The sequence below is a fragment of the Burkholderia sp. AW33-5 genome, assembly GCF_053427615.1.
On sequence record NZ_JBSAXA010000006.1, the window covers coordinates 60,854 to 78,991 of the forward strand.

Consider the following 18,138-nt stretch of genomic DNA (forward strand, 5'->3'; position numbering starts at 1 on the left):
TTTTTTGGAAGGCTTAGTTGTTCACTTTGGCTGGCGTCCGGTATGAGGAATGAGCGCGCAGTGTAGCAAGCGCGGCGCGCGGGCCGCAAGCGACGGGCGAGCGTGCCGTCGCTTGCGCGCCACGTGCGGTTACTGCACGGCGACCGCCGCGAAGTTCTGGCGGCCGAACGGGCTGACGTGATAGCCGCTCACGTTCGCGCGCGTGAGCGCGGCCGCGGTCGGGTAGCCGAGCGGAATCCACAGCGCCTGGTCGTGGATGATCTTCTGCGCGGATTCGTACAGCTTCGCGCGCCTGGCCTGATCGGCGGTCGCCTTGCCGTCGGCGATCAGCTTGTCGAGCTGCGCGTCGCAGAAGCGCGCGAAGTTGATGCCCGACTTCACCGCGTTGCAGCTGAACAGCGGCGACAGGTAGTTGTCCGGATCGCCGTTGTCGCCGGCCCAGCCCATGAACAGCATGTCGTGCTGGCCGAGCTTCGCCTGCTTGATCAGCTCACCCCATTCGATCACCTTCACCTCGGCCTTCACGCCGATCTTCGCGAGGTCGGCTTGCAGCAGTTCCGCGCCGGCCTTCGGGTTCGGGTTCAGCACGCTGCCCGTCGGGCGCGTCCAGATCGTCGTCGAGAAGCCGTTCGGGAAACCGGCCTGCGCGAGCAGCTGCTTCGCCTTCGCGGGATCGTACGCATACGGCGCGACGTCCTTCGCGTAGCTCCACGTGTTCGGCGGATACGGGTTGTTCGCGGCCGTCGCCGTGTTGTCGAACACCACCTTCAGGTAGGTCGCGCGATCGAACGCGAGGTTCAGCGCCTCGCGCACCTTGTCGTTGTCGAGCGGCTTCTTCTGCGTGTTCAGCGCGACGAACGCGGTCATGAACGCGGGCGTCTGCACGACCTTCAGCGCGCTTTCGCCCTTCGCGGCGAGCACGTCCTGCGGCTTCGGCGACAGCGCGATCTGGCATTCGCCGGCCTTCACCTTCTGCATGCGCACCGACGCGTCGGGCGTGATCGCGTAGATCAGCCGGTCGACCTTCGGCTTCGTGCCCCAGTAGGCCGGGTTCACGTCGTAGCGGATCAGCGCGTCCTTCGTGTAGCTCTTCAGCACGAACGGGCCGGTGCCGATCGGCTTCGCGTTCAGGTCGGCCTGCTTGCCGGCCTTCAGCAGCTGGTCCGCGTATTCGGCCGAGTAGATCGACGCGAAGCCCATCGTCAGGATCGGCACGAACGTCGCGTTCGGCTCGTTCAGCACGAACTTCACCGTGCTGTCGTCGACCTTCGCGACCGACTTCACGAGCTTCACGAGGCCCATCGACTGCGCGTGCGGGAAGCCGCTCGCGCCGGCGACCTTGTGCCACGGGTTCGCATCGTCGAGCATCCGCGAGAACGTGAACACGACGTCGTCCGCGTTCAGCGGGCGGCCCGGCTTGAAGTAGTCGGTGGTCTGGAACGCGACGTTCGGGCGCAGGTGGAACGTGTACGTGAGGCCGTCGGCGCTCGCTTCCCATTTGTCGGCGAGCGCGGGTACGACCTTTTTCGCGGCTTCGTCGTACGACACGAGCGTGTTGAAGATCACGTCGGCCGATGCGTTGGTCGTGACGAGCGAGTTGTACTGCACGACGTCGAAGCCGTCCGGGCTCGATTCCGTGCAGATGGTGAGCGGCTTGGCGGCGGCGAGGCCGGGAGCGGCGAGGGCGGCGGCGAGCGCGGCCGCGGCGAACAGCTTGACCTGCATAGGTTCTCCCATGTGACTTGTGATTTTTTGCCGGGTGTCGGAATGCGGGCGCGGCCCGACAGCGAGCAGGCCGGCGCGGCTGGCGGATAGCATACCGTCAAAGCGTGCCGCGCGTGAAAAAAGGCGCCGGAACGCGGCGAGTTGAGCGAAAAACGGCTGCGTTCGCGACGGAATGCGTGTTGGGGCGGCGCAGCGGCGGGGGAGGCGAGGCCGGTGCGGCAGTGAATGGCGGGCGGGCGAGGCGGTTGCGGGGAGACTGCAAATTGAGACGGGCCGGCGCGAATTTGCTTGGGGCGGCGGAAGGGAGAAGCGGAGAAGCGGAGAAGCGGAGAAGCGGAGAAGCGGAGAAGCGGAGAAGCGGAGAAGCGGAGAAGCGGAGAAGCGGAGAAGCGGAAGGCTCGCGGCGTGCGATCCGTGATACGGCCGACAGAAGGAAGCTCCGCATGCGACGGGGCGGCGCGAGAAACGCGCCGGACACCCGATGCACCCGATGCGCTCAGTGCGCGCCGGCCTTCGGCTTGCGCGGCGCCTTTTCGAACAGACGGTCGTAGAGCCAGCGCGGCAGCACGTGCAGCACCTTCGCGACGACGCCCATTTGCCACGGAATCACGCGGAACGCGTGCTGCCGGGCGATCGCGCGTGCGGCGCGGGCCGCGAAGCGGTCGGCGTCCATCAGGAACGGCATCCGGTACGGGTTGTGCGCGGTCATCGGCGTGCGGATGTAGCCGGGCGCGATCGTCACGACGCCGACGCCGGCCGGGCGCAGCTCGACGCGCAGCGCCTCGAGATACTTGATCGCGGCCGACTTGGACGCGCTGTACGCGCCGGAACCGGGCAGGCCGCGCACGCCCGCGACGCTCGCGACGCCGACCAGCGTGCCGTGGCGCGCGGCCGTCATCGGGCCGACGAACGGCTCGAACGTCGCGACCATCCCGTAATAGTTGATGTCCATCACGTTGCGGAACGTGGCGAGATCGCCTTGTCCCGTGACGGCGCCCTGGCTGATGCCGGCGTTCGCGATCACGACGTCGGGGCAGCCGTGCGCGGCGATGAACGACGCGGCGGCCGTGGCGAGCGCATCGGCGTCGCGCACGTCGGCGGAGTAGACGGAGACGGACAGCTTGGGAAAGCGTCGCGCGAACGCATCGAGGGCCTCGGTGCGGCGCGCGACGAGGGCGAGCGTGGCGCCCTGGCGGGCGTATTCCTCGGCCATCGCGAGGCCGAGGCCGCTCGACGCGCCGGTGATGAAGACCTTCAGCGGAGTTGTCATGCCGGCGCGCGGGCGGGGATCAGAGCTTCTTGTCCTGAACCTGCTTCACGAGATAATCGAGCACCTGCGCGGTACCCGGAATGCTGTTCGTGTAAGCCGGGCCCGTCTTGTACTTGCCCTGGACGACGACCGTCGGCACGCCGTCGATCGCGTAGTTCTTCAGCAGCTCGGCCGACTGCTTCACCTGGCCCTGCACGCTGAACGAGTTGTACGCGTCCATGAACTGCTTCTTGTCGACGCCTTGCGTCGCCAGGAAGTCGGCTTGCGCCTGCGGCGTCAGCAGGTAGTTCTTCTGCTTGTGGATCGCGTTGAAGATCGCCGGCGTGACCTTCTCCGAGATGCCGAGCGCCGACACCGCGTAGAACAGCTTCGAGTGCGGGACGAAATCGTCGCGGAAGGCGACCGGCACGCGCTTGAAGTCGATGTTGTTGCCCTGCTTCTTCACCCAGGCCTCGATCGTCGGCTCGAATTCGTAGCAGTGCGGGCAGCCGTACCAGAAGAACTCGATGACCTCGACCTTGCCGGCCGGCGCGGACACCGGCTGCGGCGACTTCATCACCTCGAAGTCCTTGCCGGACACCGGTGCGGCCGGCGTTGCCTGGGCGAAGCCGGCGGCGGCCAGGCCCAGGGACAGAAGGAGCGTGCTAAGCAGTTTTTTCATGTTGTAGACGTCGAATCAGTTGCTCGGGTTACGAAACGTAACGGGTTCTGCGTGGGCGCGGCCGGTTGCTTACTGCTTCGTGAAACGGATCACCGCCGTGTCGACACCTGCATCGGACAGGCGCTGACGGGCCGAGTTCATATCCTCGAATTTCGAGAACGGGCCGACGCGCACGCGGAAATAGGTCACGCCGCTGACATCGCGCTTCGACACCTTCGACTCGAAGCCCTGGAAGCCCAGGCGCGCGCGCTGCTGCTCGGCGTCGCCTTCCGTCTTGTACGCGCCGACCTGCAGGAAGTAGCCGGTGTTCGCGTCGTTCGCGGTCGGCGGCTTCGCTGCCGCGGAGGACGTCGCGGACGGCGCCGGCTTCGGCGTGTTCGCGGCCTGTTGCTGTTGCTGCTGTTTCTGCGCGGCAGCCTGCTGCGCCTGCTTCTGCGCGGCGAAGCGCGCGAGGTCGTCCTCGCCGCCTTGCTGCTGTTGTTGCTGTTGCTGCGCCTGCTGCGTCTTCTTCGGCGGCGGCGTGTTGTCGGCCGGCTTCGGCGCGACGGCGACGCCGTTGCCCGACGACGCATTGTTCGACGCGGTGGTGTTGCTCGAGCCGGTCGTGCCGTTCGTGTTGCCCGACGGCGGCACTTCGACGATCTGCGGCTCGGGCAGCAGGCCGCCCTGGGTCTGGTTCGCGGCCTGGCCGGGCGCGGTATTGGGCGGCGCGGGCTGCGCGGCCTGCGGCACCGGCTGGCCGGGCGTCTTGCCTTGCAGCGCGCGGTTCGGGTCGAACTGCTGCGGCTGGCTCGCGCCGTTGTCGGCGGGCGGCGGCGCGACCTTCGACACGAACGGCGACGGCGAACGCGTGATGTAGAGCGCCACCACCACCGCGATCGCGAGGCCGACGATCAGGCCCAGCACGATTCCAAGAAATGTCCCTCCGGCTTGTTTCGATTGCTTCGAAGTTCGGCGTGGTTGTGCCATTGCTTGAGTCACCTGCAAAAAGAATCGTGAAAAGGCCGCGGCGGGCATCCGACGGCGGCGCCCGCTGCGGCCATTCGCAGCCCGGTTCGGGCCGCTTACATCTTGGCGGGCGCGGACACGCCGAGCACCGCCAGACCATTCTCGAGCACCTGCCGGGTCGCGGCGAGGAGCGCGGCGCGCGCGTTGCGCGGCGCTTCGTCGTCGACCAGCACGCGCTCCGCATTGTAGAACGAGTGGAATTCACCAGCGAGATCGCGCAGGTAGAACGCGACCGCGTGCGGCGCCAGTTCGTTCGCCGCGTGCGTGAGCATGTCCGGATACTCGGCGAGCTTCTGCATCAGCGACACGGCCTGCGGGCTCGTGAGCTGCGACAGGTCGGCGCCGGGCAGCTGCGCCGCCTCGACGTTGTAGCGCGACTTCAGTTCGTTGAGCACCGAGCAGATCCGCGCGTGCGCGTATTGGACGTAATAGACCGGGTTCTCGTCGTTCTGTTTCAGCGCGAGGTCGATGTCGAACACGAATTCGGTGTCGGCCTTGCGGGAGATCAGGAAGAAACGGACCGCGTCGCGGCCGCGCGTGATGGTCGCCTCGTCGATCAGGTCGGGTGCCGCTTCCTGGCCCGGCGCCGCGCCGCCCGACCATTCGATCAGGTCACGGACCGTCACGTAGCTGCCCGCGCGCTTCGACAGCTTCACTTCCTGGCCGTCGCGCATCACGGTGACCATCTTGTGCAGCACGTAGTCGGGATAACCCTTCGGAATGCCGACGTGCAGGCCCTGCAGGCCCGCGCGCACGCGCGCGATCGTGCCGTGGTGGTCCGAGCCCTGGATGTTGATCACCTTCGTGAAGCCGCGCTCCCATTTCGTCACGTGGTACGCGACGTCCGGCACGAAATACGTGTACGTGCCGTCCGACTTGCGCATCACGCGATCCTTGTCGTCGCCTTCGTCGGTCGTGCGCAGCCACAGCGCGCCGTCCTGCTCGTAGGTCATGCCGGCCTTGATCAGCGCGTCGACCGTCTTCTCGACCCGGCCTTCGCTGTACAGCGACGACTCGAGGTAGTACTGGTCGAATTTTACGCCGAACGCCTGCAGGTCCATGTCCTGCTCGTGACGCAGGTACGCGACCGCGAACTTGCGGATTGCGTCGAGATCGTCGATGTCGCCCGCGCCGGTGACCGGCTCGCCGTCCTTCGCGGCCACCGTCTCGCGGTTCAGGTAATCGCGTGCGATGTCGGCGATGTATTCGCCGTTGTACGCGGCTTCCGGCCAGCCCGCGTCGCCCGGCTTCAGGCCGCGCGCGCGCGCCTGCGTCGAGATCGCGAGGTTGCCGATCTGCACGCCGGCGTCGTTGTAGTAGAACTCGCGGTGCACCGCGTAGCCCTGGCTCGCGATCACGTTCGCGAGCACGTCGCCGAGCGCCGCCTGGCGGCCGTGGCCGACGTGCAGCGGGCCGGTCGGGTTGGCCGAAACGAACTCGAGCAGCACCTGCTTGCCCTTTTCGCGCTCCGACGTGCCGAATGCGCGGCCCTGGTCGAACACGGCGGCGATCACCGCCTGTTTCGCGGCGGCCGTCAGGCGCAGGTTGATGAAGCCGGGGCCGGCGATTTCGGCCGCGTCGACGAGCCCTTGCGCGGCCGGCTGGGCCGTGAGGGCGGCGACGATCTTCTCGGCGAGCTGGCGCGGGTTCGTGCCGAGCGGCTTGGCGAGCTGCATCGCGACGTTGCACGCGACGTCGCCGTGCGCGGCGACCTTCGGGCGCTCCAGCGTGATGGCCGGGGTGACGAATGCCGCGTCGGCGCCTTTCAGCGCGTGTGCGACCTGCGTGACGCTATCCGCGAGCAGGGCTTCGAGGGTCTGTTTGTGTGCTGGCAGCATGCTGGTAGAAGGCTTCGTTGGTGGCGACCGGAAACGCCGGCCGGCCGGCGCGCTTTTTAAGCGCGCGTTTCAGGGATCGCAGAATTTTAACAGGTGCTAATATGCCGCTCAGGCGCCCCGCGTCCGCGAGGCCGGACGCCGGTCTGCCGGCGTCCCCCCAACTGCGCCGCGCGGGCACAACAAGATGAAAAGGGAATTGTCATGATTACGTTCAAGAGCAAGGCGGCACAGGATCTCGACGTGCTGAAGGATTTCGCCGTATACGTGCTGGGCCTCGTCGGCAAGCAGCTGGGCGAACGCGGCGTCATTACGCACGACGAACTGGACCACGCGATCGCCAAGCTGGAAGGCGCTGTCGCGCAGGCGAAGCAGGAGCGCGCCGAGCACGCGGGCCATTTCCACGAGGACGAAGACGACCACGCGCACCACGAAGTGCCGCCGAGCCTGGCGCAGCGCGTCGCGCCGTTCCTCACGATGCTGCGTGAAGCGAAGGCCGGCGAGGCCGACGTGCACTGGGGCTTCTGAGCTTCGTTGCCCGGCCGACGCGGCCGCAGGATTGATCAGGCAAGAAAAAGCCCGCGCGACGCGGGCTTTTTATTTGTCTGATCAAAAGGCGCCGAGGCCGCCCCGGTCGCGCATCGATCAGAGCTGCGGCGCGAGCGCGCGGCGCGCGTCGTCGAGCGACAGGGCCATGCGTTGCGCGTAGTCCTCGAGCTGATCCTGACCGATTTTCCCGACCGAGAAATACGTGCTGTCCGGGTGCGCGAGGTAGAAACCCGACACGCTGGCCGCCGGCAGCATCGCCAGTGAATCGGTCACGCTCATGCCGATCTCGTTCGCCTGCAGCACGTCGAACATGTCGCGCTTCACCAGGTGGTCGGGGCACGCCGGGTAGCCGGGCGCCGGGCGGATGCCCGCGTACTTTTCGGCGATCAGCGCATCGTTGTCGAGCGTCTCGCCGCTCGCATAGCCCCACAGCTCGCGGCGCACGCGCGCGTGCATCGCCTCGGCGAACGCTTCCGCGAAGCGGTCGGCGAGCGCCTTCAGCATGATCGCGCTGTAGTCGTCGTGGTCGGCTTCGAACTGCTTTTCCTTCACGTCGACGCCGAGCCCGGCCGTGACCGCGAACATCCCGATGTAGTCGGCGACGCCCGATTCCTTCGGCGCGATGAAGTCGGCGAGCGAGCGGTTCGGGCGCATCACGCCGTCGACCACCGGACGCACGCTCTGCTGGCGCAGGTTGCGCCACGTCATCAGCACTTCCGAGCGCGACTCGTCGGTGTAGATCTCGATGTCGTCGTCGTTGACCGTGTTCGCCGGCAGCAGCGAGATCACGCCGTTCGCGGTCAGCCAGCGGCCCTGGATCAGGCGCGCGAGCATCGATTTCGCGTCCGAGAACACGCGCCGCGCCGATTCGCCGACGATCTCGTCGTTCAGGATCGCCGGGTACGGGCCCGCGAGGTCCCAGGTCTGGAAGAACGGGCCCCAGTCGATGTAGTTCGCGAGCTCGTTCAGGTCGTAGTTCCGGAACACGCGGCGGCCGATGAACTTCGGCTTCACGGGCTGGTAGCCGGCCCAGTCGATCTTCGTCTTGTTCGCGCGCGCTTCGGCGAGCGTGACCATCGGCTGCGCCTTGCGGTTCGCGTGCTGGTCGCGGATCCGTTCGTAGTCGGACTTCAGTTCGTCGAGGTACTTCGCCGCGCCTTCGTCCGACAGCAGGTTCGACGCGACCGACACCGAGCGCGAGGCGTCCGGCACGTAGACGACGGGGCCTTCGTAGTGCGGCGCGATCTTCACGGCCGTATGCACGCGCGAGGTCGTCGCGCCGCCGATCAGGAGCGGAATCTTCTTCACGCGGAAGTAGTCGTCGCGCTGCATCTCGGACGCGACGTACGCCATTTCCTCGAGGCTCGGCGTGATGAGGCCCGACAGCCCGATGATGTCCGCGCCCTCGACCTTCGCCTTCGCGAGGATCTCGTTGCACGGGACCATCACGCCCATGTTGACCACTTCGAAGTTGTTGCACTGGAGCACGACCGACACGATGTTCTTGCCGATGTCGTGCACGTCGCCCTTCACGGTCGCGATGACGATCTTGCCCTTCGCACGCACGTCGCCGCCTGCTTCGGCGAGCAGGCGCTTCTCTTCCTCGATGAACGGAATCAGGTGTGCGACCGCCTGCTTCATCACGCGCGCCGACTTCACGACCTGCGGCAGGAACATCTTGCCCTGGCCGAACAGGTCGCCGACGATGTTCATCCCGTCCATCAGCGGGCCTTCGATCACGTTGATCGGGCGGCCGCCGGCCGCGGCGATGGCCGCGCGCGCTTCTTCCGTATCGTCGACGATGAAGTTCGTGATGCCGTGCACGAGCGCGTGCGCGAGGCGCTTCTCGACCGGCTGGTTGCGCCACTCGAGGTTCTCCTCCTTCTTCGCGGCGCCGGTCTTGAACTTGTCGGCGATCTCGAGCAGGCGGTCGGTGGAATCCGCGCGGCGGTTCAGGATCACGTCCTCGACGCGCTCGCGCAGTTCCGGGTCGAGATCGGCATACACGCCGAGCTGCCCCGCGTTCACGATGCCCATGTCCATGCCCGCCTGGATCGCGTGATACAGGAACACGGTGTGGATCGCCTCGCGCACCGGGTCGTTGCCGCGGAACGAGAACGACACGTTCGACACGCCGCCGCTCACCTTCGCGTACGGCAGGTTCTGCTTGATCCAGCGGGTCGCCTCGATGAAGTCGACCGCGTAGTTGTTGTGCTCCTCGATGCCGGTCGCGACCGCGAAGATGTTCGGGTCGAAGATGATGTCTTCCGGCGGGAAGCCGACTTCGTTCACGAGGAAGTCGTACGAGCGCTTGCAGATCTCGGTCTTGCGCTCGTAGGTATCGGCCTGGCCCGTCTCGTCGAACGCCATCACGACCGCGGCCGCGCCGTAGCGGCGGATCAGGTTCGCGTGGTGGCGGAACGCTTCCTCGCCTTCCTTCAGCGAGATCGAGTTCACGATCGCCTTGCCCTGCACGCACTTGAGGCCCGCCTCGATGACTTCCCACTTCGACGAGTCGATCATGATCGGCACGCGCGCGATGTCCGGCTCGGATGCGATCAGGTTCAGGAAGCGCACCATCGCCGCCTTCGAATCGAGCATCGCCTCGTCCATGTTGATGTCGATCACCTGCGCGCCGTTCTCGACCTGCTGGCGCGCGACGGCGAGCGCCTCGTCGAACTGGCCGTTGAGGATCATCCGCGCGAATGCCTTCGAGCCGGTGACGTTGGTGCGTTCACCGACGTTGATGAAGAGCGTCCCGGACGTGACGTTGAACGGCTCGAGGCCGGCAAGGCGCATCATGTGATCGGTCATGGCGGTGCGAATTCGTATGAGGTAGGGCGGGCGTTGGGGCGGTCGGTCAGGCGGCGTCGCTGTACTGGCTCGGCCAGCGGCGCGGTTTCACGTCGGCGAGCGCCTTCGCGATCTCGGCGATGTGCTCGGGCGTCGTGCCGCAGCAGCCGCCCGCGAGGTTCACGAGCCCGGCCTGCGCGAATTCCTTCAGCAGGCCCGACGTGACGTCCGGCGTCTCGTCGAAGCCGGTGTCGCTCATCGGGTTCGGCAGGCCCGCGTTCGGGTAGCACGACACGTAGGTGTCGCACAGCTTCGCGAGCTCGGCGATGTACGGGCGCATCAGCGCCGCGCCGAGCGCGCAGTTCAGGCCGAACGTGAGCGGCTTCGCGTGACGCAGCGAATTCCAGAACGCCTCGACCGTCTGGCCCGACAGGATGCGGCCCGACGCGTCGGTCACGGTGCCCGAGATCATGATCGGCAGGCGCTCGCCGGTGTCCTCGAACAGTTCGTCGAGCGCGAAGAGCGCGGCCTTCGCGTTCAGCGTGTCGAAGATCGTCTCGACGAGGAACAGGTCGACGCCGCCGTCGAGCAGCGCCTTCGCCTGCTGGTAATACGCGTTGCGCAATTCGTCGAACGTGACGTTGCGCGCGCCCGGGTCGTTGACGTCCGGCGAGATGCTCGCCGTCTTCGGCGTCGGCCCGATCGCGCCCGCGACGAAGCGCGGCTTGGCCGGCGTGCTGTAGCGGGCGGCGGATTCGCGCGCGAGCCGCGCCGATTCGACGTTCATCTCGACGACGAGGTCTTCCATCCCGTAGTCGGCCTGCGCGACCGTCGTCGCGCCGAACGTGTTGGTTTCGACGATGTCCGCGCCGGCCGCGAAGTACTGGTCGTGGATCTCGCTGATGATCTGCGGCTGCGTGAGCGACAGCAGTTCGTTGTTGCCCTTGATGTCGCGCGGGAAATCCTTGAAACGCTCGCCGCGATACGCGGCCTCGTCGAGCTTGTAGCGCTGGATCATCGTGCCCATCGCGCCGTCGAGGATCAGGATGCGCGATTTCAGCAGCGCGGGCAGGTCGGCGCCGCGCGTGTAGGGCGCGTCGAGCGGGGCGGAAGCGGCGAGAGGGGTCGCGGACATGGCGGAAGAGCGGCGAAGACGGGAAAACCGTCATTGTAGCCGGTGCGCCGGGGCGCCGCCCGGCCCGCGCCAACAAACGAAAACCCCCGCCCGGCGAACCGGACGGGGGCTTGGATCGGAGTGCTCGCGGCGCCGCTCGAACGCGGCGAATGGCCCGGCGATGCGCCGGGCCGCGGGTCGTCAGTGCAGGACGACGGGCATCATCATCAGACTGTCGAACTGTCCGAGGAATTCGTCCACTTCGTCGAGCGACGGTTCATCCTCGATCAGTTGCTTCACGTGTGCGCGGAATCGCTCGGCGAGCTCGCCGTCGATGAAGATCTCGCGCTGCGCGTTCTTGTCGACGATTTCGTATCCGCCGGCATTCATCAGATGGTGGCCGGCCTGCGGCGCAAATTCGACGACGCAGTAGTTGGGGCTGTTGTAGATCATTTGCATGGCGGCACTCCTCTTCGCAGTGGCATCTGGCCTTGTTGTCCCGTAGGTGGGGCAGGCCTTGCCGGTTTCAAGGGGCTTGCGCTGCACACCCCGTTCTCCCGTTTGCGTGGGGTGTATCGGGTTAGAAGCCGATATCTGTCAAACGTTTCTTATTGTGATCCGGTGCACCGAAATAGTTGTTAAAGAGTGTCATCGGCCATTTTGGCGAGAGCTTTAATCGGTCGAAATTGCCGATTGGTCGATCGTCACTGCTCGGGCTGCGACGCTGCCGGCGGCACAACCGCTGGCGCCTGCTCGGCGGGCGTCGGCGCGGGTTGTGCCGGCTCCGCGGCCGGTGCGCTGGCAGGCGCGTTCGTTGCGCCTTGCGTCGCGCCATCGGCAGGCGCATCGGGCGGGGCGAGCCGGCCGTGCCACAGCAGCTCGATCTGCGAGCCGTTCGGTTCCGATTGTACGAGCCGCGCGGGCAGCCAGCCGAGCGACGGCGCGAGCCACATGTCGATGCGGCGCGTGTCGCCGTCGCGGCGCGGCAGCCGCATGAAGTGGCGTGCGCGGACGATGCCGGCCTGCGTCTGCACGTCCTCGTCGCCGATCACCGTGATCGGCCAGGTCTCGCCGTTGTTGTTGTCGATCACGAAGAACTGCTGCGTGACGCCCGGCCGATACGCGGACGGATTGCCGCGCACGAGCCCCGACAGCTGCATCAGCATGCTGAAGCGGTCCTGCACGCCGTCGGGCAGCGGCGCGTTGTTCGGCGTGCGCGTGAAGACGACCTGGCGGATCTCGCGGTTGAAGATCGCGATGTCCTCGGGCCGTTTGCCGCGCTTCTCGACATAGCGGTCGGGCGCGACGCCGAATGCGTCGATGCGGCCTTCGCTGCGGTAGCTGAACGGGCCGACGAACGGCACGGGCATCGACACCGACAGGTCGTAGGTGCGGCCGTCGGTGCGCCAGTGGATCGTGCCGATCATGTTCTGCATGCCGTTGTAGAACGTGTCGTACTGCAGGTCGCCGGGCGGCGGCGCGGCGAACTTCACGCCGCTCGTCGCGGGGCCCGGCGTCGCGGCACTACCGGCTTCGCCGGCCGATGCCGCCTGCGTGCCGGATGCGCCTGCCGCGCCGCTCGCGGCAGAGGCCGCGGAGGCGGCGGCCGGCGGCGGCTCGCCTTGCTCGGCCGTCTGCGTCGACGTGAGGACCGGCTCGGGCGATGGCGCGGGTTTCGCCGCAGGCTTCGGCGCGGCGGGGGCCGGCTTCGCCGGCGCTGGCTCGGCGGGATGTTCGGTGGGCTTCGGCGCGGGCTGGCGTTCGATCGGCCGCGGCTTCAGCAGCTCGATCTGCACCGGTATTTCGGCGGGCGCGGGCGGCGTGAACGCATCGCGGCTGCGCGTCAGCCACAACGCCGCGAGCGCGTGCAGCACCAGCACGACGACGAGCGCGACGCCCACGCGCAGCCAGTGGCGGGGCAGGGCGTGACGAGGACGGGTGTCGGCAGGCGGCATCGGCGAAACGGAACAGGGTTGGGGCAGTCGTGGCGCGCGGCGCGCGTCACAGCCATCGGACCGCCGGGTGCGCCGCGCGTTCGCGGTACATCGCGCGGGTGTCGCACGCCCCGCGTGTCAGGCGTCGCGCGCGTCCGGACTATAGCCGAGTTCGTAAGACAGTTTCTGCGCGCATGCACGCAGCGCGGTGTCCATCTCGCCGCCCCACGCGATGTCGAACATGCCTTCCTGGCCGAGTGCGACGATCGCGAGCGCGAGTTCGCCGACCGCATCGAACACCGGCATGCAGAACGCATGGATCGTCGGCAGCAGCATCCCTTCGACGCGCGCGGCCTGATGCGCGCGCACGTCGGCGAGCACCGCCTCGACCTCGTCGAGCGTGCGCGGGCCGCCGTGATGCGGCGAGCGGCGCGTATCGGCGAGCTCGCGTTCGAGCATCGCCGCGGTCTTGCTGCGCGGCAGGTACGCGGCGAACAGCAGGCCCGTCGCGGAGCCGAGCAGCGGCATCACGTCGCCGAGCTTCAGCGACGCCTTCGCGGGGTGGCTCGATTCCATCCAGTGCACGATCGTCGGCCCCTGGTTGCCCCACACCGCGATGCCGACCGTCTGGTCGACGCGGTCGCGCAACTCGGTCAGCGCGATCCGCGCGAGCTTCACGCCGTCGACGCGCGCGAGCCGCGCGAGCCCCATCTGCAGCGCGAAGCCGCCGAGTTCGTAGCGGCCCGACACGGGATCCTGCGACACGACGCCGAGCCGCGAGAAGCTGACCAGATAGCGGTGCGCCTTCGCCGGGCTCATGCCCGCGCGCTGCGCGAGATCGCGCAGCATCATCGCGCGCGGCTCGCTCGTCAGCACGTCGAGCAGGCGGAAGCCGACCTCGATCGACTGGATGCCGGAGCGGACCTTCTCGCCGCCTTCGCCGTGCTCGCCGGAGCCGGTGTCGTCGGTGTCGGAATCGGCGAGATCGTCGTCGGGAAGCGGGCTGGCGGGCATGGGCAACGGGGCGCGACAAGGCGGCAAGGGTCGGGACGAAAACGGCGCGCACGATCGTGGCGCGCCGCACGGATTCACCATCGTAAAATAGATTCCCTCCATCGTCACTACAACGGCAGACACCCCATGAAACTTGCATCGCTGAAGGACGGCACGCGCGACGGCCAGCTGATCGTCGTGTCGCGCGACCTGCACACCGCGGCGATCGCCGATGCGATCGCACCGACGCTGCAGCGCGTCCTCGACGACTGGGCGTTCTACGCGCCGCAACTGCGCGATCTGTACGACGCGCTGAACCACGGCCGCGCGCGCAACGCGTTCGCGTTCGACCCGGCGAACTGCATGGCGCCGCTGCCGCGCGCGTTCCAGTGGGCCGACGGCTCCGCGTACGTGAACCACGTCGAGCTCGTGCGCCGCGCGCGCGGCGCCGAGATGCCGCCGGAGTTCTGGACCGATCCGCTGATGTACCAGGGCGGCAGCGACGATTTCCTCGGCGCGCGCGACGACATCGTGTGCCCGTCCGAAGAATGGGGCATCGACTTCGAGGCCGAGGTCGCGGTGATCACCGGCGACGTGCCGATGAGCGCATCGCCCGACGACGCGCTGAGGGCCGTGCGGCTCGTCACGCTCGTGAACGACGTGTCGCTGCGCAACCTGATTCCGGCCGAACTCGCGAAGGGCTTCGGTTTCTTCCAGAGCAAGCCGGCCACCGCGTTCGCACCGGTCGCGGTGACGCTCGACGAGCTCGGCGACGAATGGCGCGAAGGCCGCGTGCACCGGCCGATGATCGTCCACTGGAACGGCAGGAAGGTCGGCCAGCCCGACGCGGGCACCGACATGGTGTTCCACTTCGGCCAGCTGATCGCGCATGCGGCGAAGACGCGCAACCTGCGTGCCGGCTCGATCGTCGGCTCGGGCACGGTGTCGAACAAGGACGCGAAGCGCGGCTACTGCTGCATCGCCGAGAAGCGCTGCCTCGAGACGATCGAGCACGGCGCGCCGCAGACCGAATTCATGCGCTACGGCGACACCGTGCGCATCGAGATGTTCGACGCGGCCGGCAAGTCGATCTTCGGCGCGATCGAGCAGTCGGTCGCCCCGCCCGACGGCGCGGCCTGACGTCTGCGCGAATCTCGGCGCGAAGCCCGGCTCCGGCCCGCGCGCCGGGTTTCGCCTGATGTTTGCCCGCGCGGGCTTGGCTACACTCGATTCAGGCGTTTCAGCATTTCAAGAACCCGGGAGCTGCGCATGACCGATCTCGCCGCGTACGGCGGTTACGAAGCATTGAAGGTGACGCGCCGCGCTCATGGCGTGCTCGACATCGTGATGAGCGGCGAGGGCGCGAACCGCAGCGGCCTCGCGACCGCGAACGAGCGCATGCATCGCGAGCTCGCCGACATCTGGCGCGACGTCGACCGCGATCCCGGCACGCGCGTCGCGGTGATCCGCGGCGAGGGCAAGGGCTTTTCGGCGGGCGGCGATCTCGCGCTCGTCGAGGCGATGGCGAACGACTTCGACGTGCGCGCCCGCGTGTGGCGCGAGGCGCGCGACCTCGTCTACAACGTGATCAATTGCAGCAAGCCGATCGTGTCCGCGATGCACGGCCCGGCCGTCGGCGCGGGGCTCGTCGCCGGGCTGCTCGCCGACATCTCGATCGCCGCGAAGGATGCGCGCATCATCGACGGCCATACGCGGCTCGGCGTCGCGGCCGGCGATCACGCGGCGATCGTGTGGCCGCTGTTGTGCGGGATGGCGAAGGCGAAGTATTACCTGTTGCTGTGCGAACCGGTGAGCGGCGAGGAGGCCGAGCGGATCGGTCTCGTGTCGCTCGCGGTCGAGCCGGCCGACCTGTTGCCGAAGGCGTACGAGGTCGCGGAGCGGCTCGCGCACGGGTCGCAGTCGGCGATCCGCTGGACCAAGTACGCGCTGAACAACTGGCTGCGCAGCGCCGGGCCGACCTTCGATACGTCGCTCGCGCTCGAATTCATGGGCTTCTCGGGGCCCGACGTGCAGGAAGGCATCCGCTCGCTGCGCGAGCGGCGCCCGCCCGATTTCCCCGGCGACGCACCGTTCTGACGCGCGTTATGATCGGATCAAGGGCGGCCGCGCGACTCGTGCCGGCCGCATCGCCCACCCAGTCAACCAGGATGCCCGTATGACGACCGATGCCTCCGGCTCCAATCCTTTCGCCGGCTTTGCCGGTTTCAAGCCTGCCGACATGCTCGACCGGATGTGGGACATGATGCGGATGTCGCCGTTCGGCGGGATGGCGTCGTTTCCCGGCGCCGCGTCGGGGCTGCCGCCGTCGCTGTCGAGCATGTCCGACATGATGGCGCCGCTCACGAGCGTCGAGGAGCTCGACAAGCGGATCACCGATCTGCGCGCGGTCGAGCAGTGGCTCAAGCTCAATCTCGGCATGCTGCAGTCCGCGATCCAGGCGCTCGAGGTGCAGCGCGCGACGCTCGCGACGCTGCGCGCGTTCGGCGCGTTCGCGCAAAGCTCGATGTCGGCGGCCGAGGAGGCGGCGGCCGCGGCCGCGCAAGCGGCGTCCGCGCCGCGCGCCGATGCGCCGCAAGCACCGGATGCCGCTGCCGCGGCTGACGAACCGCCCGCAGGCGACGCCGCGCAGCAGGCGTTCGATCCCGCCGGCTGGTGGAACCTGCTGCAGGCGCAGTTCAACCAGCTCGCGAGCCTCGCGATGACGCAGCCGGGCGCGCAGCCCGCGGAGGCGGGCGCCGCGCCGTCCGGGCAGGCCGCATCGACGGCGCGGGCGGAGCAGCCCGCACCGGCCGCGGCCGCCGCGCCGCGCAAGCCGGCCGCGAAGCGTGCGAAGCCGGCCGGCTCGGCCGCGGCGCGCGCGGCGGCCGCCTCGTCGCCCGAAACGCGTCCGCCGAAGCGCTCGACGTGACGCCAACCGGATAGCAGGTCGATCATGCGGCTCGCGCTCGTGCTGATGGGAGGCGGCGCACGTGCCGCCTATCAGGTCGGCGTGCTGAAGGCGCTGGCCGAGATCGCGCGCGAGGCCGATCCGAACCGGCACACCGTGCCGTTCACGGTTGTCTGCGGCTCGTCGGCCGGCGCGATCAACGCGACGTCGATCGCGAGCCACGCGGACGACTTTTCGCACGGCGTGCGCCGTCTGCTCGAATTCTGGGAACCGCTGCGCGCGGACTACGTGTATCGCACCGACTGGCTCGGCATCGCGGCGGCGGGCGCACGCTGGCTCGCGACGATGACCTTCGGCTGGGCGGCGCGCCGGTCGCCGCGCGGGCTGCTCGACAACGCGCCGCTCGCACATCTGCTGCAGCGCGAGCTGAGCTTTCACCGGATCGAGCAGATGCTCGAGAGCAGACTGCTGCACGCGCTCTCGGTGACGGCGCTCAGCTATTCGAGCGGCCGGCACCTGACGTTCTACCAGGCCGCCGAGCCGATCCAGGCCTGGCGGCGCGCGCAGCGCACCGCGCGGCTCGTCGATCTGTCGGCATCGCACCTGCTTGCGTCGTCGGCCATTCCGTTCGTGTTTCCGGCCGTGCCGCTCGTGCTCGACGGCCAGATCGAATATTTCGGCGACGGCTCGATCCGGCAGGTCGCGCCGCTGTCGCCGGCGATTCACTTCGGCGCGAACCGGATCGTCGTCGTCGGCGCGGCCGACCCGCGGCCCGAGATCCCGGCCGCGAACGGTTCGGGACGGGTGCGCGGCTACCCGACGCTCGCGCAGATCGGCCAGCAGGTGCTCGCGAGCGTGTTTCTCGACTCGATCGGCTCGGACATCGAGCGGATCGAGCACATCAATCAGATGATCGAGCATTTGCCGCACCAGGTCGAAGTGGACAGCGGCTGGCGGCACGTCGACGTGCTCGCGATCGCACCGTCCGAGCGCATCGAGCTGATCGCCGCGAAACACCTGAAGCAGATGCCGGCGACGATGCGCGGGCTGCTCGGCGCGATCGGCGGCAGCCAGCCGGCCGGCGCGTCGTTCGCGAGCTACCTGCTGTTCGAGGAGGCCTTCACGCGCGAGCTGATCGAGCTCGGCTATCGCGACGGGCGCGCGCAGCGCGACACGCTGGCGAACTGGATCGCGGGGGCCGACGGCGGCAGCGGGCCGGCATCCGGCCTGCCGCCGGAGAGCGGCCGCGCGACCGGCGAAATACGGGTCTGACGCGCGCGGAGCGGGGCCGAAACGGATGAAACTTACATATCGGTTGCGTTTTCGCGACGGCCGCCCGCGACCGATC

The 18,138-nt window shown here is 68.2% G+C and carries 15 protein-coding genes; 5 read left to right on the forward strand and 10 right to left on the reverse strand.

Features of this window, described 5'->3' with window-relative positions:
* Positions 1-129: 129 nt before the first annotated feature.
* From ACV22V_RS13150 to argS, 5 genes are all read right to left on the reverse strand, one after another.
* On the reverse strand, positions 130-1,725 hold the full coding sequence (locus ACV22V_RS13150) for an ABC transporter substrate-binding protein (RefSeq protein WP_448014255.1): 1,596 nt from the start codon (positions 1,723-1,725) through the stop codon (positions 130-132).
* Positions 1,726-2,221: 496 nt separating this feature from the next.
* Positions 2,222-2,995, reverse strand: coding sequence for an SDR family oxidoreductase (locus tag ACV22V_RS13155; protein ID WP_059465877.1), 774 nt, complete (start codon positions 2,993-2,995; stop codon positions 2,222-2,224).
* A 19-nt stretch (positions 2,996-3,014) separates the two neighbouring features.
* Positions 3,015-3,656, reverse strand: a complete 642-nt coding sequence (locus ACV22V_RS13160; RefSeq protein ID WP_059465878.1) for a thiol:disulfide interchange protein DsbA/DsbL — start codon at positions 3,654-3,656, stop codon at positions 3,015-3,017.
* A 69-nt stretch (positions 3,657-3,725) separates the two neighbouring features.
* Positions 3,726-4,625, reverse strand: a complete 900-nt coding sequence (locus ACV22V_RS13165) for an SPOR domain-containing protein (RefSeq protein ID WP_059691408.1) — start codon at positions 4,623-4,625, stop codon at positions 3,726-3,728.
* A 95-nt stretch (positions 4,626-4,720) separates the two neighbouring features.
* A complete protein-coding gene (argS, locus tag ACV22V_RS13170; RefSeq protein ID WP_059523968.1) occupies positions 4,721-6,502 on the reverse strand; it encodes an arginine--tRNA ligase in 1,782 nt (593 codons plus the stop codon).
* 201 nt (positions 6,503-6,703) lie between these two features.
* Here argS and ACV22V_RS13175 point away from each other — a divergent pair, with 201 nt between their 5' ends.
* The gene (locus ACV22V_RS13175; protein WP_059523970.1) at positions 6,704-7,027 is read left to right on the forward strand and encodes a DUF1840 domain-containing protein; all 324 of its coding nucleotides are present in this window, start codon (positions 6,704-6,706) and stop codon (positions 7,025-7,027) included.
* Positions 7,028-7,144: 117 nt separating this feature from the next.
* Here the strand turns inward: ACV22V_RS13175 and metH are convergent, their stop codons facing one another.
* The 5 genes from metH to ACV22V_RS13200 all read right to left on the reverse strand — a co-directional run bounded on the left by metH (position 7,145) and on the right by ACV22V_RS13200 (position 13,903).
* A complete protein-coding gene (gene metH, locus ACV22V_RS13180; RefSeq protein WP_059691409.1) occupies positions 7,145-9,862 on the reverse strand; it encodes a methionine synthase in 2,718 nt (905 codons plus the stop codon).
* A gap of 46 nt (positions 9,863-9,908) precedes the next feature.
* Positions 9,909-10,976 carry a homocysteine S-methyltransferase family protein gene (locus ACV22V_RS13185; RefSeq protein ID WP_059523975.1) on the reverse strand — a complete coding sequence of 356 codons (1,068 nt, stop codon included), beginning with the start codon at positions 10,974-10,976 and terminating at the stop codon, positions 9,909-9,911.
* Positions 10,977-11,156: 180 nt separating this feature from the next.
* On the reverse strand, positions 11,157-11,414 hold the full coding sequence (locus tag ACV22V_RS13190) for a BTH_I0359 family protein (RefSeq protein WP_006477667.1): 258 nt from the start codon (positions 11,412-11,414) through the stop codon (positions 11,157-11,159).
* A gap of 245 nt (positions 11,415-11,659) precedes the next feature.
* Positions 11,660-12,910, reverse strand: coding sequence for a DUF3108 domain-containing protein (locus tag ACV22V_RS13195; RefSeq protein ID WP_448014141.1), 1,251 nt, complete (start codon positions 12,908-12,910; stop codon positions 11,660-11,662).
* A gap of 117 nt (positions 12,911-13,027) precedes the next feature.
* Entirely contained in the window at positions 13,028-13,903 is an 876-nt protein-coding gene (locus tag ACV22V_RS13200; protein ID WP_059523979.1) for an IclR family transcriptional regulator, read from the reverse strand.
* Positions 13,904-14,029: 126 nt separating this feature from the next.
* On the opposite strand from ACV22V_RS13200, the gene ACV22V_RS13205 reads away from it, so the two are divergent.
* From ACV22V_RS13205 to ACV22V_RS13220, 4 genes are all read left to right on the forward strand, one after another.
* Positions 14,030-15,022 carry a fumarylacetoacetate hydrolase family protein gene (locus ACV22V_RS13205; RefSeq protein WP_448014143.1) on the forward strand — a complete coding sequence of 331 codons (993 nt, stop codon included), beginning with the start codon at positions 14,030-14,032 and terminating at the stop codon, positions 15,020-15,022.
* Between the two features lie 129 nt (positions 15,023-15,151).
* Positions 15,152-15,979: an enoyl-CoA hydratase/isomerase family protein gene (locus ACV22V_RS13210; RefSeq protein WP_448014144.1), complete on the forward strand. Its 828-nt coding sequence runs from the start codon at positions 15,152-15,154 to the stop codon at positions 15,977-15,979.
* A 79-nt stretch (positions 15,980-16,058) separates the two neighbouring features.
* Positions 16,059-16,811, forward strand: a complete 753-nt coding sequence (locus tag ACV22V_RS13215; RefSeq protein ID WP_059523985.1) for a PhaM family polyhydroxyalkanoate granule multifunctional regulatory protein — start codon at positions 16,059-16,061, stop codon at positions 16,809-16,811.
* Between the two features lie 24 nt (positions 16,812-16,835).
* Positions 16,836-18,062 (forward strand): patatin-like phospholipase family protein, encoded by a 1,227-nt coding sequence (locus tag ACV22V_RS13220; protein ID WP_059523987.1) that lies wholly within the window; start codon positions 16,836-16,838, stop codon positions 18,060-18,062.
* Positions 18,063-18,138 lie beyond the last annotated feature (76 nt).

Bases quoted from the DNA above. Each gene is read 5' to 3' on its own strand.
- ACV22V_RS13150 (WP_448014255.1), bottom strand. From the start codon at position 1,725: ATGCAGGTCAAGCTGTTCGCCGCGGCCGCGCTCGCCGCCGCCCTCGCC.
- ACV22V_RS13155 (WP_059465877.1), bottom strand. From the start codon at position 2,995: ATGACAACTCCGCTGAAGGTCTTCATCACCGGCGCGTCGAGCGGCCTC.
- ACV22V_RS13160 (WP_059465878.1), bottom strand. From the start codon at position 3,656: ATGAAAAAACTGCTTAGCACGCTCCTTCTGTCCCTGGGCCTGGCCGCC.
- ACV22V_RS13165 (WP_059691408.1), bottom strand. From the start codon at position 4,625: ATGGCACAACCACGCCGAACTTCGAAGCAATCGAAACAAGCCGGAGGG.
- argS (WP_059523968.1), bottom strand. From the start codon at position 6,502: ATGCTGCCAGCACACAAACAGACCCTCGAAGCCCTGCTCGCGGATAGC.
- ACV22V_RS13175 (WP_059523970.1), top strand. From the start codon at position 6,704: ATGATTACGTTCAAGAGCAAGGCGGCACAGGATCTCGACGTGCTGAAG.
- metH (WP_059691409.1), bottom strand. From the start codon at position 9,862: ATGACCGATCACATGATGCGCCTTGCCGGCCTCGAGCCGTTCAACGTC.
- ACV22V_RS13185 (WP_059523975.1), bottom strand. From the start codon at position 10,976: ATGTCCGCGACCCCTCTCGCCGCTTCCGCCCCGCTCGACGCGCCCTAC.
- ACV22V_RS13190 (WP_006477667.1), bottom strand. From the start codon at position 11,414: ATGCAAATGATCTACAACAGCCCCAACTACTGCGTCGTCGAATTTGCG.
- ACV22V_RS13195 (WP_448014141.1), bottom strand. From the start codon at position 12,910: ATGCCGCCTGCCGACACCCGTCCTCGTCACGCCCTGCCCCGCCACTGG.
- ACV22V_RS13200 (WP_059523979.1), bottom strand. From the start codon at position 13,903: ATGCCCGCCAGCCCGCTTCCCGACGACGATCTCGCCGATTCCGACACC.
- ACV22V_RS13205 (WP_448014143.1), top strand. From the start codon at position 14,030: ATGAAACTTGCATCGCTGAAGGACGGCACGCGCGACGGCCAGCTGATC.
- ACV22V_RS13210 (WP_448014144.1), top strand. From the start codon at position 15,152: ATGACCGATCTCGCCGCGTACGGCGGTTACGAAGCATTGAAGGTGACG.
- ACV22V_RS13215 (WP_059523985.1), top strand. From the start codon at position 16,059: ATGACGACCGATGCCTCCGGCTCCAATCCTTTCGCCGGCTTTGCCGGT.
- ACV22V_RS13220 (WP_059523987.1), top strand. From the start codon at position 16,836: ATGCGGCTCGCGCTCGTGCTGATGGGAGGCGGCGCACGTGCCGCCTAT.